The 15,723-nt window shown below is 67.5% G+C and carries 12 protein-coding genes and 1 pseudogene; 8 read left to right on the forward strand and 5 right to left on the reverse strand.

What is annotated here, in order from left to right; genetic code table 11:
- Positions 1-200: 200 nt before the first annotated feature.
- Positions 201-779: a hypothetical protein gene (locus K8Z49_RS32780; protein WP_152563868.1), complete on the forward strand. Its 579-nt coding sequence runs from the start codon at positions 201-203 to the stop codon at positions 777-779.
- A gap of 8 nt (positions 780-787) precedes the next feature.
- Here K8Z49_RS32780 and K8Z49_RS32785 read toward each other — a convergent pair whose 3' ends face one another.
- Both K8Z49_RS32785 and K8Z49_RS32790 read right to left on the reverse strand, forming a co-directional pair.
- The gene (locus K8Z49_RS32785; protein ID WP_412516016.1) at positions 788-1,348 is read right to left on the reverse strand and encodes a hypothetical protein; all 561 of its coding nucleotides are present in this window, start codon (positions 1,346-1,348) and stop codon (positions 788-790) included.
- Positions 1,349-1,816: 468 nt separating this feature from the next.
- Positions 1,817-1,975, reverse strand: coding sequence for a hypothetical protein (locus tag K8Z49_RS32790; RefSeq protein ID WP_412516017.1), 159 nt, complete (start codon positions 1,973-1,975; stop codon positions 1,817-1,819).
- 70 nt (positions 1,976-2,045) lie between these two features.
- Between K8Z49_RS32790 and K8Z49_RS32795 the strand changes: the two genes are divergently transcribed.
- The gene (locus K8Z49_RS32795) at positions 2,046-3,257 is read left to right on the forward strand and encodes a hypothetical protein (protein ID WP_412516018.1); all 1,212 of its coding nucleotides are present in this window, start codon (positions 2,046-2,048) and stop codon (positions 3,255-3,257) included.
- 6 nt (positions 3,258-3,263) lie between these two features.
- On the opposite strand, the gene K8Z49_RS32800 is transcribed toward K8Z49_RS32795, so the two are convergent.
- Genes K8Z49_RS32800 through K8Z49_RS32810 form a run of 3 tightly spaced genes read right to left on the reverse strand, consistent with a single transcriptional unit; the run spans position 3,264 to position 7,241 of the window.
- Complete coding sequence (locus K8Z49_RS32800; RefSeq protein WP_412516019.1) at positions 3,264-4,397, reverse strand: hypothetical protein; 1,134 nt, start codon at positions 4,395-4,397, stop codon at positions 3,264-3,266.
- 8 nt (positions 4,398-4,405) lie between these two features.
- Entirely contained in the window at positions 4,406-6,109 is a 1,704-nt protein-coding gene (locus tag K8Z49_RS32805) for a hypothetical protein (protein WP_412516020.1), read from the reverse strand.
- Positions 6,102-7,241: a hypothetical protein gene (locus K8Z49_RS32810; protein WP_412516021.1), complete on the reverse strand. Its 1,140-nt coding sequence runs from the start codon at positions 7,239-7,241 to the stop codon at positions 6,102-6,104. Before K8Z49_RS32810 ends, K8Z49_RS32805 begins: the two co-directional genes overlap by 8 nt.
- 1,277 nt (positions 7,242-8,518) lie before the next feature.
- On the opposite strand from K8Z49_RS32810, the pseudogene K8Z49_RS32815 reads away from it, so the two are divergent.
- From K8Z49_RS32815 to K8Z49_RS32840, 6 genes and pseudogenes are all read left to right on the forward strand, one after another.
- Positions 8,519-9,312 (forward strand): annotated as a pseudogene (locus K8Z49_RS32815) (transposase family protein).
- 68 nt (positions 9,313-9,380) lie between these two features.
- The gene (locus K8Z49_RS32820; protein ID WP_412516022.1) at positions 9,381-10,196 is read left to right on the forward strand and encodes a GPR1/FUN34/YaaH family transporter; all 816 of its coding nucleotides are present in this window, start codon (positions 9,381-9,383) and stop codon (positions 10,194-10,196) included.
- Positions 10,127-11,056 (forward strand): MBL fold metallo-hydrolase, encoded by a 930-nt coding sequence (locus tag K8Z49_RS32825; RefSeq protein WP_021593710.1) that lies wholly within the window; start codon positions 10,127-10,129, stop codon positions 11,054-11,056. The genes K8Z49_RS32820 and K8Z49_RS32825 overlap by 70 nt, the downstream gene beginning before the upstream one ends.
- Positions 11,047-12,603, forward strand: a complete 1,557-nt coding sequence (locus K8Z49_RS32830; RefSeq protein ID WP_412521215.1) for a carboxylesterase/lipase family protein — start codon at positions 11,047-11,049, stop codon at positions 12,601-12,603. The genes K8Z49_RS32825 and K8Z49_RS32830 overlap by 10 nt, the downstream gene beginning before the upstream one ends.
- A 64-nt stretch (positions 12,604-12,667) precedes the next feature.
- On the forward strand, positions 12,668-13,978 hold the full coding sequence (locus tag K8Z49_RS32835; RefSeq protein WP_412516023.1) for an FAD-dependent oxidoreductase: 1,311 nt from the start codon (positions 12,668-12,670) through the stop codon (positions 13,976-13,978).
- Positions 13,975-15,711, forward strand: a complete 1,737-nt coding sequence (locus tag K8Z49_RS32840; RefSeq protein WP_412516024.1) for a dihydroxy-acid dehydratase — start codon at positions 13,975-13,977, stop codon at positions 15,709-15,711. The genes K8Z49_RS32835 and K8Z49_RS32840 overlap by 4 nt, the downstream gene beginning before the upstream one ends.
- The last annotated feature ends 12 nt before the right edge of the window (positions 15,712-15,723 follow it).

A 15,723-nucleotide genomic window follows, 5' to 3' on the forward strand; every position in this document is an offset into this window, starting at 1 on the left:
CGCGCCTGGTGCGCCACCGACACTGGCCAGGTGGTCCACGGAGACGCCCGCAACGCGACCACCGCCGAAGCCAACGGGGCCGGCGACATGTTGATCACGGCGGTCGGGCGGGGACCGGATGGTCGCGAGGCCGGCAGCCCGCACACCGGCCACTGGCGATTCCGGGACCGGTCCCGGGCGGGCTGGCTATAGTCCAGCAGATGGACGACGTAAGGAAACACGCACCATCTCCTCTTGTGCCGGTGATGACACGGCTGATCAATCCGATCGGTTTCGTGCTGGTTTCGCTGATATTCCTGTTCATGCCGTGCATTGCCACCAGCGCGGAGTCCGGACCTCCGAGATTGAAATGGATAGTCGATGAAGGGTTCACCGGTTGGAACATCGCCACTGAGGCGAACACGTTCCCCGCGGCGGTCCGCGTTTTGCCATTCGCCCTGCTCGTCGTCCTGGTGGCAGGTGCGGGCACCGCCCTGGCACGCAGTCCGCAGAGGCGAAGCTTCGTCGCCGCCGTTGCGGCGACGGTCTCCGGTGGACTCCTGGTGGTGACCGGGCTGTGGGCCTCGGAGTCGCTGGACGTACAAGGACATGAGTTTCTGCCAATGCCGTCGACCATGCCGCCGGCCGAAGTCGCGAAATTCTTCGACAACCTCGGAATCAAGGTAGAGGTGAGTGTCGGGTTCTGGCTGGGGCTGGCCGCACTCGCTGTGATCACCGCTTTCAATGTCCACCTTGTGCTGCGCAGCAGACGGCAGCCTGCCAGAGCAGTGCCTGAGTGATATCCAGGTCAGGCGTCATGACGCTGCACCGGCTCGCCCGCGTAGGGCTTGAAGAGCATGTCGCGCTTTGTCCACGACTCGTTGAGCAACTCGCTGTGCACCTCACCCCGGATGATTCCCAGGAGGAAGTCGGTGGTGAGCAGGTCGTACCTTTCCCATACGTCGCCGTTCCGGTCTGAGACCCGGATCGGATACGAACCGGCCGCCGCCTCGGGGGAGACCTGCCAATACAGCGTGAGCCCGGTGCCGGTCGAGGCCCAGGGCAGCAGCCTGGAATCAGGGCCGAGACCGTCCGGCCGCCCCACGACTTCGTCCTCGAACAGGTCCTGGAGCTGTTCGAACTCCACCCCCGAGCGCTCCAGATCGACATGCTTGAGGCCGACGCCGGGCGCCGGAACGTAGAGCCTCAACCAGTCCAGCCAGATCCCACCACCCCCAGCGTCGAGAAGCTCGCGGTAGTCCCGCGGCACAGCCGCCCCGATCCGCCGCTCAACCCGCCCCCAGTCAAACGGCCCGACCACCGACGCAAGACGCGCCATCTCGATCAACTGCTGAGCACTGGTCGTCATACGGGTTGCATTCTCGGGATGTCGGCGCAGGTCCGAACTGTCTGCACCGGATCTTGTCCGCGCCAGCTAGGAAGGGCACCGCTCGAGGACCTGGTCGTCGGTGGCAGACCTTAGCGTGGTCAAGACGCGCATCGCTACTACGTCACGTCGCTGGACCGCTGACAAGTCCCCGGGCCAACTCACCGAGATCATCCGCGCCCATTGAAAACCAGAAATACAAGAAACCTGGCCAAGCTGTTTCGAACACATATGGTCGGCGGACATGATTGTCTCCGGAAGGAGTGGAGCTCACTCGGCGCGACGTGCTGTTCCACGACGCTCTTGGTCCGGCCGTGTGATCACGCCCTGTGTGTCACTCATAACCGGTCTCGTTGTCAAGCGGCGGCCGCGGTGAGTTGGGTCAGGAAACCTTTCTCGAGTCACCTTTTCCTTGGCGGCAGCGTCGTCTCGTTGGCGGCCAGGGGTGAACTAGGTGATGGTGGCGAAGAACGTGCAGGACTCGCAGATCGACTCGAAGTGGTAGTGCATCTCGACTGGCAGGATGTAGTCGCCGGTGACGAGGAGCGCATCCGTCTGGAGGTTACGGGCAGCGACGGCGTCAGCACTCCCGCAGTCGTGAGTTGGCACCCCCCGGTACAAAGAGGGCTCAGCGGGCATATCCACGATCGACACTGGGGTCGAGCCGAGGGAGTCCGCGATGGGTCAGGACATCTTCCAGGCGGGTCAGGCGTACGACAACGTCTACTTCCTCTTCCTCGACGCGGCCGGCTACTCCAGCATCGTAAATCTCAACCCCCGGGACCGTGTGGCGCACGCTTTCGAGGTGCTGCGGGCGAGAGTGATCGCTGGGGTGAAAGAGTTGGCCGCCAAGAAGGGCTGTGCCAGAGTCGCCCTGTGGAACTGGCGCGGGGACGGTGGCTTCCTCGTCATCCACGACGAGCAGGAAAGCGTCGCCCGCGACGTCGCGCTGGAGGCGGGTTGGCAAGTGCTCGCCGTCTACCTGCCCCAGTTGCGCGAGGAGTTCGCCAAAGACGAGTTCCAAGGTGAGCTCCACCTTCGGATGGCGATCCATAAGGGCCCCATCGAGTATTTGACGGCGGACGACACCGGGGCCATCCACTCGCCGCACATCAACTTCACCGCGCATCTGGAAGAGGCGACGCCCCAAGACCACCTGGCGGTTTCCGAGGACATCTATCGGGTCTCAGGCCGATATGCCTCCTCGTTTCAGGAGGCGGGGAGCTTCGAAGGCCGCAAGGTCTATCTCATGGGGCCGGGCGGGCAGGCGAACGACGCGCGGCGAGCCTGGCTGAGGGTGGCGGGACTGTCGGGCGGCGTCCGGCTGGCCGGCTACGCCCAGCGCCCGAGCCAGCAGGAGAAGGCGAGGCTGGTAGCGGTCGCCTACGACGACGTGCTCGACATCGGCACGGCCCTGAATACCTGTGCCGGCTATCTCGTCACGACCGAGCGTCCCGCCTATTACCGGGAGGCGGTCCTCGACTTTCTGCGGCGCGGCGGCACCTACCGCTGTGTGGTACTGGACCCCGGCAGCGAGGCCGCCGAGCTGTGCTCCAGATTGTGGCAGGAGGATCTGGCCACCAAGTGTCATAGCTCCCTGGAGCGGTTTGACCGGTTCAAACGGCAGCACGGTGAGGCCGCGGAGCGTTTGCAGGTCTACCAAACCGACGAGCTCCCAGGGGCGGCGGCGCTGTGCATCGACGCGGTGTCGCCGGAGGCGATGATCCTCTACTCGCCGTACATGCTCACCGTGCACTCCAGCCTTCCCCCGGTTGAGCGCGCGGACATGCCGCACTATCTCGCCACCTCCGGGAGCGGGGGGCTCTTCGAGCAGGTCCGCTCGTTGATCCTCAACGCGGTGGCGCCAGAGCGGCTCGAGCGCGTGCTGTGAACCGGGTCAGAACTTGCGTAGACCCTTGGGCTGGTAGCTGCGTTCCAGGAAGTCACGCAGACAGATCGCGGCGGCCCCGGCGGCCACGTACTTCCAGTCGTCGCGCTTCACCGGGTCGGCGTGATCGCTGATTCCGCGAAAGATCATCCAAGGGCGTTTGCCGACGGCTTGGACGAAGCCGTAGGACTCCTGGTCGGCGGCGCTGATCGTCTCATCGAAATCACGCAGCCCAATGAGATACTTGCCATCTCGTAGCACCCGCTCCCCGCAGGCGATGGTCTGGTTCTCACTGAGCACCTTGGGTCGCAGCTCGTTCAGATCGATGTCCGGGCGCTGGTAGGCCGGAAGCCCGGCGACGAACTCGCGCACCTTGTCGACAAACTCACCCGCTTGCGGGTCATGTTGTGCGTACCCGTACAGCGAGAGATCCTCCTGTTCCGCGTGTTCGGGCCGGGGGCGGGCTCCGTCTGCCGTCAACCGCTCTGGCTCGTAGTAGAAGACCTTCCGAGGCACGACGACATCCCCGGGCGAGAACTTCTCCTGGATACCTGCGGCGATTCCTACGAGGAAGATGGCCCTCGGGAGGTAGAGGTCACGGATTTGTTGGACAGGGCCGAAAGTGTGCACGTTGAGCGGCTTGACCGTGTGCGTGATGGTAACCGACCACGGTTCGTCCGGCTCCCCGGTACGTTTGATTTTCGCCGAGTAGAACGGCAGCTCGTCTCCGTCCGCCTGCGGGACCCGTTCCGCCTCGAAGACCCTCACCGTGGCCTCCAGTTCCTCGCGGAGCACGGTGAGGATGGCCACGTCCACGGGTTCGGCCACGCGAGGGCTCTTGCTGAGCTCCAGCCAAGCCTGCGAGCGCCGGTGCGCACCGAGCGACTCCACCAGGTAGGCGTCGAACACCGCCTTGACCTGCGGATGCAGGTGGGCCGATCGGCGGGCATAGTCCGCCAGCAGCAGGTTGCGACGAAGCGCTCGGCGGCCCAGTTCAGCGACTGGCAGGCGGCTCTGATCCTCATCATCTCGGAGCAGGTGATACAGCAGACCGCGACATGCCTCCAGGGCAGGCTCCTCATTCTGCGGGACCGGGCGGTAGGGAACCGAAGCTGGATGCTCGGAGTCGTTTGGTGGTGTCATGGCGGCCCTCAGGGGTGCGCAATCTTGTAGAGCGGATAGGTGGGTACGGAGATCCCGCCGTCGACCGAGAAGTCGATGATCGGGATATAGGCGCGCGGCTCCAGCCCGAACTCGCCGAACGCCCTGTGCTGTATCAGCTTGACCATCGACCGGGCGGTCGTGTGCGAGCGGACGAACTCGTCGAGCAGCACGATGTTGCCGTAGTTGCGACGTCCCAGATGACGCAGCTGGCGGTGCCAGTCTTCCTCGCGCTGACCCGCCAGTGTCTGAGACAGGTTCTTGCTGTTCAGCACCGACCGCGGAATCTGGACAGTGAGTTGCCGGTTCTGTCGCAGGAAGCCGAGCTGGGTGACCAGCCGCTCGATGTGCGGCTCCTTCGGACAGACGAACACCACATCCGGGCTGATCTTGAGCCATTCCAAGAGATCTGAGATCTTCTGGGCGAGCCAGGATCCGTGCGCGTCGAAGATCTGCCCCGTGTCGGGAATGAACGGCATCCTGGTGCGGACTTTCTCGGGCGGTCCGAAAGGTTCCCTCTGGAAGGCCGCCTTGCCGAGGATCCCCCACATGTCGAACGTGCGCAGCCCGATTTGGCCTGTTTCGTGTGGGTAGGTGTATGGCAGGCCGATCAGGCACTGATGACATTCTTCGCGCGCTGTCTTCTCGCGCTCGAACGCGTCGCACAGCGAGTGCAGCTTCGGTGTCGCAGGTTCGGCCGTGCGTTCCGGGTCCGTCGTCATGACCGTGAGGGCTTCCGGTGCGAGCGGAACGCCCTGCGCCTTGAGGCCGAGAACGATGTCGCGGTATGTCCGTCCGGTGTGTACGACATCGAGCACTAGGGCGGCGACCCCCTCGATGCCGGTCACGTGGAAAAGGTTCCGAGCCGGGTCGACCAGCTTGACCTCCTGGACAGTGCAACCCAGGGCCGCGGCCGCGCCCCCCACCGCATCGTGGAAGCTGCTGTTGTCCTTGCCATGACTGACCAGGGTGAACCGGCCGCCCGTGACCTGCGACCGGATATGTTCCCGGGCCCAGGTGGTGATCAGGCCGCCGATCTCATGCTCTGCCGCCGCGATTTCGAAGTAGAAGCGGGTGCAGTGCGGATCATCAGAAGTGCCGAGTTGATAGTGGCCGACGTTGCGGACGATGCGCTGCTTCAGCCGCTCTCGCAGGGCCCGCTCGGGCCGCAGTTGCAACAGACTGTACTGGCGGCCCTCGGGTTCGCCGAACCGGACGGGCACGGAGTCGCCCTTGTTGCTGATTACGGTGACCCGTGAGCCCTCGGAGGGCATCCCGTCCTCCCCCTCGTCGATCGCCCAGAACAACGAGATGCGCGGCGGAAGTAGCGGCAACAAGACGGCGATCTGGCAGCGCAGATCCCGATGTGCCCAGCCCCGGACGATCTCCGCGATGTGGCCGAGGAAGATGTCGCGGAGCAGATGGTAGGGGTTGTGCGCCAGGTCGAGGATGACGAGGGTTGGGCCGTCGCGGTGAGGGGGAGCCTCCAGCAGGTCCCAGATCCGGCTAGGCTCATCGCGCATCTGCTCGGGGGTCAGATAGATGCTGCCCCGGGGTTGCCGGATATCCACCTGGGGACCGTTGAGCAGTCGCTCGGCCAGCCAGCTATAGGTCTTCTCGCGCTCAACAGGTACGGGCTCCGGCAGGGCCCGGGCGATCTGGATGTAGTACGGGAAGACGTTCGGCTCAGTCATCGCGGACCGGCAGCCGTACCGTCACGATGGTTCCGGTGAGCGGCTCTAAGCCGTGCTGGGTGGACAGGGTGACCTGGTAGGGCTCAGTTCGGTCCGGTCTGGTGAGGCTAAGAACCGTGGCGCCACAGCGCAGTTCCACCGAACCCCGGAAGTGGTCCACTGCGGCCTTGTAGAGAGCGAACAGCCCGTAGCCGTAGTCCATCCTCTTCGCGGCCGGCGTCCGGTCGCTGGCCGGACGCTCGTGGGCCGCCTTGCGGGTGATGCCCGGAAACAGGCTCGCCAAGAGGATCTCCTCGTCGGTGGCCGAAGTGCCTGGTGTCCAGGACGACGCGTACGTAGCAGTGCCTCCTGAGACGTGCGGTGCTCGTACAGCGAACGTGTCGGGAACATCGGGGGACCATGCGCGGACGCTGTCGCCTTGACGCAGGCAGGTGCGCAAGGTCTCAACGATGGACAACCCGTCGTCCCATGCCGCGATCGTGAGCGCGGCATGGGGCCCCTGGGAGCCGGCGGCCCGCAGCTCCAACTGCGATGCGACAACGGCCGTTGACGGCTTCGGGTGTTCCACAACGTTGGCCACCAGTTCCTGGACCACCACGCGCGAGACATCGATCGCCTGGCCGAACAGTATGCCGTCCAGCAGATTGACCATCGCGTAACCGCCCCAGTGCCGCACTTCCTCGTCGAGCATCCGCAGCAGGCTTTGCGGACCGTCAATACGGTGGGCTGACAGACCGAAATGATGTTGTTCGATGAGATAGGACAACACACTGCCCCGGGGTGTTTGACCGGTCTCCGACCGGAGCAGATCAAGTGGCGGGTGTTCGCCGAAGTAGGCCAGATCCGCCGAATCCACCAGCACAGGGAATGGCGTCTGAGCAGCCAACTCGGCGGCGGCCGCGAAGCACGATCGGCGCAGCAGGTGCCGGGCCCGCGCGTCGGCAGGCAGCTTGAACCTGATCCGGCGGTCGGTGCCGCGCCGCCCGCTGAGAAGGGAGAGCAGATACAGCAGTGCTACGACGTCGAACTGCTTGGTCGCGGTCAGGTCCACGATGCCGAGATCGCATCCGGCTACGAACTCAGGGCTCTCCATAAGGCCGCGTTCGATGCTCGTCGCATCGACTCGGTCCACGAGATCCAGCGAAGGTTGCGTCTCCGAGGGTGGAGAAGGTGGGGCCATGATGCTCCTCAGACCTATCGATCAAGAAAGGCCGATCGAGTCACGTACGCATCGATACTCAGCCATCTAGGCGCAGTTGTAAGTGACATTTTGCACGGTGCCCGCAACTCAGTCTGGCCGAAACGTGCCAGATGCTCTAGGTGCTATCCCGGGAGTTGTGCTCGCAACTGGAAGGGGAGCCAGGGGCTGGTCCAGGCGCTGTGACGTGGTGGTGGTTGTTGTTCCAGATCGCCGCGAGGCGCGGGGGAACGTGGCCTCCACATCGCTCACCGGGACTATGAAGTGTGCTGCGCAGCGGCCGCCCGGGTCGCCACACCCACCGCCCGGTGACCACTTCCAGCGCACCCAGCACCTCACCGGGCGATTCTTGCCCGGGTGTATAGGTTGTCGTGCGGCGTCCAGCCCCACCGCAGGTAGGCCAGGAGGTGTGATTGGGTCTCGTTGCGCGCACACCACCGAGCGCCGCGGCAGTTCCGGCAGTGGGCCACGATGGCAGCGATCGTCTGGTCGGGGGTCGTCGCGGGCGACACCGCCAAACCGCGACCTAGCGTGCTTCGCGGGACATGGGGCGCCGGCTCAGCTTCGGACGGCCCATCCGTTGCCAGATCCGCGGCGCTGTCCGCGGCCCCGGGCACGCCAGCGGCGCCGCGCTTCGCTCGCTCAGGTGGGTGACTACACCCTAGCCCGGCCGCCGGGGCCGTCCCGACCGTCGCGGTCGGCCAGACCCGCCAGGCCGTCGGCGCTGAATCGGCCGATCCGCGCCGTGCGGTGGCCGGATAAAGCTCAAGCAACTCGGCGATCTCGTCCGGGCTTGACCCGTGCAGCGACAGCAGGACCATCACCGCCCGCAACGTCTGGCGCCACCGGACGCGACTGCGCTCGTTGCGTGCCCAGGCGCCGCGCGGCGTAGTGGTGGATCCGGCGATGGTTACTCCGACTCGCATTCGGGATGGACACCCTGTCTCCGGAACGGCTCCGCACAGTTCTCGCCCGCCGCTGAATCTCGGAGATTGAACGCCGATCCTGGGGTGGTGCAGTCAGGTGACTGATACCACGTGATCTTTGGAGGCCCGAATCTGATGAGTCGAATGCAGTGACCCTTTTTCATCCTGGGCGGGGCGGGTTGATCACAGCATGATCGCGAGTTGGCGGAATCCCTCAGACGCAGAGAAGCCCCTGGTAGACGGGTTGATCACCACAACCCACGCCGTCTCACCAAGAGCCTCTGCATGCTGTTCTACCGTGCCGCCGTGGATTTGTCGCGTCCGACGCTGAACTATGTGGCGGGGATCGCCCGCCGCCACCGCCGGGCGATCAGGTCACACTGGCGGCTGCTGAACCCCGGCCAGCAGGCTCTCCTGGTGCTGGTGCTGGTGCTGGTGCTGATGCACCTGCGCAAGGGCGAGACGTTCGCCGAGGCCGCCGCGGCATTCGGGGTATCTCGGTAGCCACCGCCTGGCGCTACGTCCAGGAGATCGTCACGCTGCTGTCGGCGCGTTCACCCAAGCTCGCAGCCGCGTTGCGCAAGGCCAAGACCGACGGGCTGACGCACCTGGTCCTGAACGGCACGCTCATCCGCGCTGACCGGGTGAGGGCCGACCGCCCCTACTTCTCCGGCAAGCATCGGGCGCACGGGATGAACGTGCAGGTGATCGCCGGGCCGGACGGGACGATCCTGTGGACCTCGGGCGCGATGCCCGGCAAGATCCACGACCTGACCGCCGCCCGCGTCTGGGGCATCCTGCGCGCACTGGAGAAGGCGGGAATCCTCACCCTGGCCGACAAGGCCTACCAAGGAGCCGAGGTATCGGTCGTCATCACGCCCTACAAGGGCAAGGACAAGCCCGAGTCGCAGAAACAGGCCAACCGGGCGCACACCAAGCTCCGCGGCCCAGGCGAACACGCAAACGCCCAGCTCAAATCATGGCGAATCCTCCGTAAGCTCCGCTGCAGCCCCAGCAAGGCCGGCCACCTGGTCAAGGCCATCGCCGTCCTACAGAACTACGAGCCCACCCGAGGATGAAAAAGGGTCAGTCGGCGCTGTGTCAGTGCGCCGGGGCATGCCGCATTCACATGAACGAAAATCGGAGGATGGAGATGGCCGGCAAGACGGAAAGTCGCTCGTCCGCATTGGCGGTCGCCTCGCCGATCGCGCTCGCGCTGTTCGGCTTCACGCTCGCCCTGTACGGGATTCGTTACACCACGGACGCCGGAGTGGCCGTGGGGCTCAACTACGCCCTTCTGTTCAGTGGACTCGCGGAAATAGTCTGCGGAATTCTCTGCCTTTTCGGAGTCCTCGCCTACCCGGGCTACGTGCTCGCCACGTTCGGTTTCTGGGTGATTGGTCTCTACTTCGTCCTGACCTCGGGTGTCACCGATGACGGGTTCACCACGCAAGCCGTCGCATGGTACGTGGTGCTGCAGGTGGTTCCGACCGTCTACCTGGCGGTACCCGCCTTCGTGTTCCGCAGCGTGCCGTTCATGATCACGTTCGTCGCGATCGCGGCCCGGATCCTGTGCCTCGGCTTCGGCGTGATGTACGGGTCCGCTTCCCTGCCCCGTGTCTCCGGCTGGTTCGCCTTCGTGGCGGCCGCGGCCATCTGGTTCGTCGCCGCCGGCGACGTGCTGCGGAACTGCGGCATCGTCGCGGCCAGAAGAGGGGCCGCGGAAGCCCCCGGCCGGCGCACCGCTCCCCACCTGAACGGTCGGCGCGCCAGGGCCGGTGTACCGCGCCGGCCCTGGCGGGGTGTGGCAGGTGCAGTCAGGTTACGGATACCGGGGGTGTGGGGGCCACTCTTACGCTTCCTGGAAAGCCGCCGAGACTCCAAGGACGCGTTATGGAACAAATCGAGTTGGGCGACGTCACCATCACCCGGATCTGGGAGTACTACGGTTCCGTCGAAATGACGCCTGACACCTTCTTTCCAGAAGGTTCGAAGGAGGTCTGGGAAGACGGTGCTCCCTGGCTGGTCCCGCATTTCCTGGATTCCGAGACGAATATCATCAACTCCGCGATCCAGACCTGGCTGCTGCGCAGCGAGGGGAAGACCATTCTTGTCGACACGGGCGTGGGCAACCATAAGGAGCGGCCGTACGCGCCGGTCTGGGGCCATCGGAAAACCGACTTCCTGGCCAATCTGGCGCGCGCCGGCGTCGAGCCCGAGGACGTGGACATCGTGGTCAACACCCACCTCCACATCGACCACGTCGGCTGGAACACGTACCTGGACGAACGGCGCTGGGCCCCCACCTTCCCCAACGCCACCTACCTGATGCCGAAGGCCGACTTCGACTTCTGGAATCCAGAGAACGGCCACGAGACGGTGTTCGGCCGCGGCAACCAGAACGTCTTCGAGGACAGCGTGGCCCCGGTGCACGAGGCGGGCCTGACGTTGCTGTGGGAGGGCAGCCACCGGATCGACGCCAACCTGCGCCTGGACGCGGCGCCCGGGCACACTCCCGGCTCCTCCGTCCTGACGCTCGCCTCCGGGGCGGACCGCGCGGTGTTCGTCGGCGACATGCTGCACAGCCCGGTACAGATCCTGGAGCCGGGCACCAACAGCTGCTTCTGCGAGGACGCCGCGGGCGCCCGCGCCACCCGCCGCAAGATCCTGGGCTGGGCGGCCGACAATAACGCGCTCGTGGTTCCCGCGCACCTGGGCGGCCACGGCGCCGCCGAGGTCACGCGTGACGGAAGCAGGTTCGCCATCAAGGGCTGGGCCCCGTTCACGCCCTATGACGAGGACCGCGGGAAGGCATCGGCGTGAACCACGACCGCAACCCCGTCATCAAGACCGCGCAGGGGCCCGTCCGCGGCCGGAGCCAGGACGGCATCGCGGCTTTCCTGAACATCCCCTACGCCGCCCCGCCCCGCGGTGCCGGCCGGTTCGCCGCGCCGCGGCCGCACGAGCCCTGGGACGACGTTCGGGACGCCACCGCGTGGGGGCCCAACGCGCCGCAGTCCGAGCGCACGCTCGGCAGCGTGGACATGTCCCCCTATTTCGGCACTGGTTGGAGCCGCGGGGAGGACTACCTCACCGTCAACGTCTGGACGCCCGCCGCCGCGAACGGCGACCTGCCCGTCATGGTGTTCGTCCACGGCGGCGGGTTCGTCGCCGGATCGACCCGGTCCGCGCTGTACGAGGGCTCCGCCTTCGCCCGTGACGGCGTGGTCCTCGTCACCCTCAACTACCGGCTCGGCATCGCCGGTTTCCTCGACCTCCCCGGAGCGCCCGCCAACCGCGGCCTGCTGGACGTCGTCGCCGCACTGCGCTGGGTCCGGGAGAACATCGCCGCGTTCGGCGGTGATCCCGGCAAGGTCACCCTCTTCGGCCAGTCGGCCGGGGCGACCATCGTCGGCGGCGTCCTCGCCGCCCCCGAAGCGGCGGGCCTCTTCCGCCGGGCGATCATCCAGAGCGGCAGCGGCCTGGGCGCGTTCACGACCGAGCAGGCCGCCCGCGTCACCGAGGCCGCGTCCGAGGCCCTCGGCGCAGCGCCCCGCGCCGACGCCTTCGCGGACGTCCCCGACGAGCGGCTGGTCGAGGTCGCGTCCCGGCTCGGGGGCATCGACCTGCGGACCGAGTCGCACCACGATCCGCTGGCCGGTCTCAGCCCCTTCAGCCTGGTCCTCGACACGCAGCCCGCCGAGCTCGTCGCCACCGGCCTCGCCGCCGGCATCGACCTGCTGATCGGGACCAACGCGGAGGAGGGGAATCTCTACCTGGTCCCGGTGGGCAAGTACGCCGCCTCGACCGCCCGGGACGTCGAGGATACGGCGGCGCGCTCGCACCCGAGTCCCGCGCGGCTCGTCGAGACGTACAGGAAGGCCCGGCCCGAGGCGTCCTTCGGCGAGCTGCGGTCCGCCATCCTGGGCGACGCGCTGTTCGGCGCGGGCAGCTGGGCCCTGGCCGACGCGCACGCGGCCCACTCCGAGTCCGCCACCTTCCGCTACGAGTTCGCGTGGCGCTCCCGAGCCTTGGACGGAGATCTCGGCGCGACCCACGCCGTGGAACTCCCCTTCGTCTTCGATCTCGCCCGGCTTCCCCGGTTGCGGGGCGCCGGCAACCTGCTCGGCCCCGAGAGCCCTCCCGCGAAGCTCGCCACCCGCATGCACGAGGCATGGATCCGGTTCGCCGGGACCGGCGCCCCCGGCTGGGACCCGTACGACATCGAGCGCCGGACCACGATGCGCATCGACGACGAGTGGACCCAGGTCGACGACCCCCGCGGCCTGGAACGGCAGGCATGGAGCCGACCCGTCCCACCGGCTTCGGCGCACCCTTTCCAGGAGGGCGGCGGAATGGACCGTGACTGAAATGTCAGCCGCAAATCACCGCCTGCAGCGCGGATGGGAACCGCATGCGGTCTTCCCTCAGAATTTGGACCTGCCGGTCATCGCCGATGTCGACGTGCTGGTCGTCGGTGGCGGAGCCGCCGGGGTGGCCGCGGCCACCGTCGCGGCCGAGAACGGCCGCAGCGTCGTCCTGATCGAGAAGTACGGATTCTGCGGCGGTGCCGCCGTGGCGGGAATGTCCGGAACGGTCTGCGGACTCTACCTGGCCAGTGACCGCGGCGGCGGGCCCGAGCAGGTGGTGTTCGGCTTCGCCGAGCGCTTCCGGTCCGAGCTGGCCGCCAGAGGCGGTCTCACCGAACCGCAGAGGTACGGCAAGACCTGGACCTGCGCCCACGACCCGCTCGTCTGGCGGGAGACCGCGGACTCGTTGCTGGAAAAGGCCGGCGTCCGCGTTTTCCTGCACACCGCTGTCACCGGCGTTCTCATGGACGGGGACGTGCACCGGGGCGCCGTCATCGAGTCCAACGCGGGCCGTGCGATCGTGAGGGCGGCCCGGACGATCGATGCCTCCGGAGACGCGGCGGTCGTGGCACGCGCCGGTCATGGCCACCGGTTCGGTGATGGCGGCCGGATCCAGAACCCCACCATGTTCTTCCGCATCGCCAACGTCGACATGGGGCGCTTTCTCGCCTACTACGGCACGGACACCATCTGCCCGCCCGACGTCACCGACGCGATCGTGCGGGCGCGCTCGGAGGGCGAAGACCTGCCGCGGCAGAAGATCTGGATCTTCCAGACCACGCGACCCGGCGAGCTCATGGTCAACGCCACCCGCCTCACCGCCCGCGACGGCCGCATGCTCAATGTCATCGACCCCGAGGACTTCACCGAGGCCGAGGTGCTGGGACGCAGGCAGGTGCGCGCGTACGCGCGGTTCCTCGCCCGCCACGTTCCCGGCTGCGAGAACAGCCATGTCGTCGACACCGGGGTCGAGGCCGGCATCCGGCAGACGCGCACCATCGTCGGCCGGGAGACCCTCCGCAACGGCGACGTGGTCACGGCCCGCAAACGACGAGACGGCATCTGCCGGGTGCCATGGCCCATCGAACTCCACAGCGGCGACCGGCCCAAGCTTCACTGGCTCCTCGACGACTACTACGAGGTGCCGTATCTGGCGCTCGTCCCCGAGACCGGCGAGAACGTCATCGTCGCCGGCCGGTGCCTGAGCGCCGAACACGAGGCGCTCGCCTCCGCGCGCGTCACCGCCCAGTGCTTCGAGTACGGCCATGCCGCCGCCGTCGCCACGGTCCTGTCCCTCGACGAGAACACCCGTTACGGCGACATAGAGGGCGAGTCCGTCCGCGCCGCCATGGCCGCTCGCGGAAGTGCCCTGTGATCGACGACTCCCGGGAGAAGCACGTGCCGGACCCCAGGCCCCTGCGCAGCAACTTCGAACCGGGCACGACCCGATGGGCCGTCCGGCGGGCCCAGTGGTCCGCCATGGGACTGACGCAGGAGGAGCAGCACCGTCCCAAGATCGCCATCGTCAACACCTCCTCGCGCCTGTCGGTCTGCTTCGCCCACCTCGACGATGTCGCCGGTGTCGTCGCCGACGCCGTCCGCGAGGCCGGGGGCCTGCCCCTGGAGATCCGCACCACGGCTCCGAGCGACTTCGTCACCAGCGCCGGACGCAAGGCCCGCTACCTGATGCCCACCCGGGATCTGATCGTGAACGACATCGAGGCGGTCGTGGAAGGCGCCCAGCTCGATGCCATGGTCTGCCTGTCCTCCTGCGACAAGACCACCCCGGCCCATCTGATGGCGGCGGCCCGGCTCGACCTGCCGGCCATTCTCGTGATCGGCGGCTATCAGGGGGGCGGCACGCTCGCGGGATGCTCGGTCGACATCGACACCGTCTACGAGTCCGTGGGGGCGCTCGCGTCGGGGCGGATGGGCGTCGACGAACTGGGACGGCTGGCCGACCACGCCATCAAGGGCCCTGGTGTGTGCGCGGGACTGGCCACCGCCAACACCATGCATGTACTCGCCGAGGCCCTCGGCATGACCATGCCCGGTTCCGCTCCGGTGCGGGCGAACTCCCGGGCCATGCTCGCGCGCGCGGCCGAAGCGGGCCGCCGCATCGTGTCCCTTGTCCATGAAGGCGTCACCGCACGCCAGATCCTGACCGCCGACGCACTGGAGAACGCCGTCGAGGTCGCCCTCGCACTCGGCGGCTCCGTCAACTGCGTCCGCCATCTGACGGCGGTGGCCCAAGAGGCGGACCTCGACGTGGACGTCGTGGCGACGTTCGAGCGGAAGGGGAGGGACGCGGTGCAGCTGGCGGCCATCAGACCCAACGGCTCCCACCAGGTCTGGGACCTGGAGCGGGTCGGGGGAGCGCAAGCCGTCCTGCGGGCCCTCCTCCCGCGCCTGCACCGCGATGCCCTGACGGTCTCGGACCGCACGGTGGCCGAGCTCGCCGAGCGGGCGCCCCGCCCGGACGGGCAGGTGCTGCGCTCCCCGTCGAATCCGGTGAGGCCGGAACCGGGCCTGCTGATCGTACGCGGCACGCTCGCCCCGGAAGGAGCCATCGTCAAGGCCGCCGCGGTGGGCTCCGCCCGCAGGCGGTTCTCGGGCCCCGCACGCGTGTTCGCCGGCGAGGACGCGGCGATCACGGCCCTCGGCACGTCCGCCATCGACCCCGGTGACGTGATCGTATTGCGCGGCATGGGACCGCGCGGCGGGCCCGGCACCGTCTTCGCGGCGAGCTTCGTCGCGGCCCTCAACGGCGCGGGACTCGGCGGGCAGGTCGCGGTGGTCACCGACGGTGAGCTGTCCGGGCTCAACCACGGCCTCGTGGTCGGCCAGGTCATGCCCGAGGCGGCGGACGGCGGTCCGCTCGCCGGAGTGCTCGACGGCGACCTGATCACGATCGACCTGGACGCGCGGCGCCTGGACACCGAGGCGCCCAGGAACGGCGCACCGGTCACCGCGGGCGATCCCCAGGCCGAGCCGGGATGGCTCGGCCAGTACGCCGCCCTCGTCGGCCCGATCCAGCAGGGGGCCGTGCTGCGGCGCCCGCGGCGGACTCCGCCGTCACGGGACCGGACCCGGGGGACCGCCCGCTGACAGCCGCGGCCC

This window comes from Actinomadura madurae (assembly GCF_047130825.1).
GTDB lineage: Bacteria > Actinomycetota > Actinomycetes > Streptosporangiales > Streptosporangiaceae > Spirillospora > Spirillospora madurae.

What these genes read in the sequence shown, in the direction of transcription:
- K8Z49_RS32780 (WP_152563868.1), top strand. Translation starts at nt 201, where the DNA reads ATGGACGACGTAAGGAAACACGCACCATCTCCTCTTGTGCCGGTGATG.
- K8Z49_RS32785 (WP_412516016.1), bottom strand. Translation starts at nt 1,348, where the DNA reads ATGACGACCAGTGCTCAGCAGTTGATCGAGATGGCGCGTCTTGCGTCG.
- K8Z49_RS32795 (WP_412516018.1), top strand. Translation starts at nt 2,046, where the DNA reads ATGGGTCAGGACATCTTCCAGGCGGGTCAGGCGTACGACAACGTCTAC.
- K8Z49_RS32800 (WP_412516019.1), bottom strand. Translation starts at nt 4,397, where the DNA reads ATGACACCACCAAACGACTCCGAGCATCCAGCTTCGGTTCCCTACCGC.
- K8Z49_RS32805 (WP_412516020.1), bottom strand. Translation starts at nt 6,109, where the DNA reads ATGACTGAGCCGAACGTCTTCCCGTACTACATCCAGATCGCCCGGGCC.
- K8Z49_RS32820 (WP_412516022.1), top strand. Translation starts at nt 9,381, where the DNA reads ATGGAGATGGCCGGCAAGACGGAAAGTCGCTCGTCCGCATTGGCGGTC.
- K8Z49_RS32825 (WP_021593710.1), top strand. Translation starts at nt 10,127, where the DNA reads ATGGAACAAATCGAGTTGGGCGACGTCACCATCACCCGGATCTGGGAG.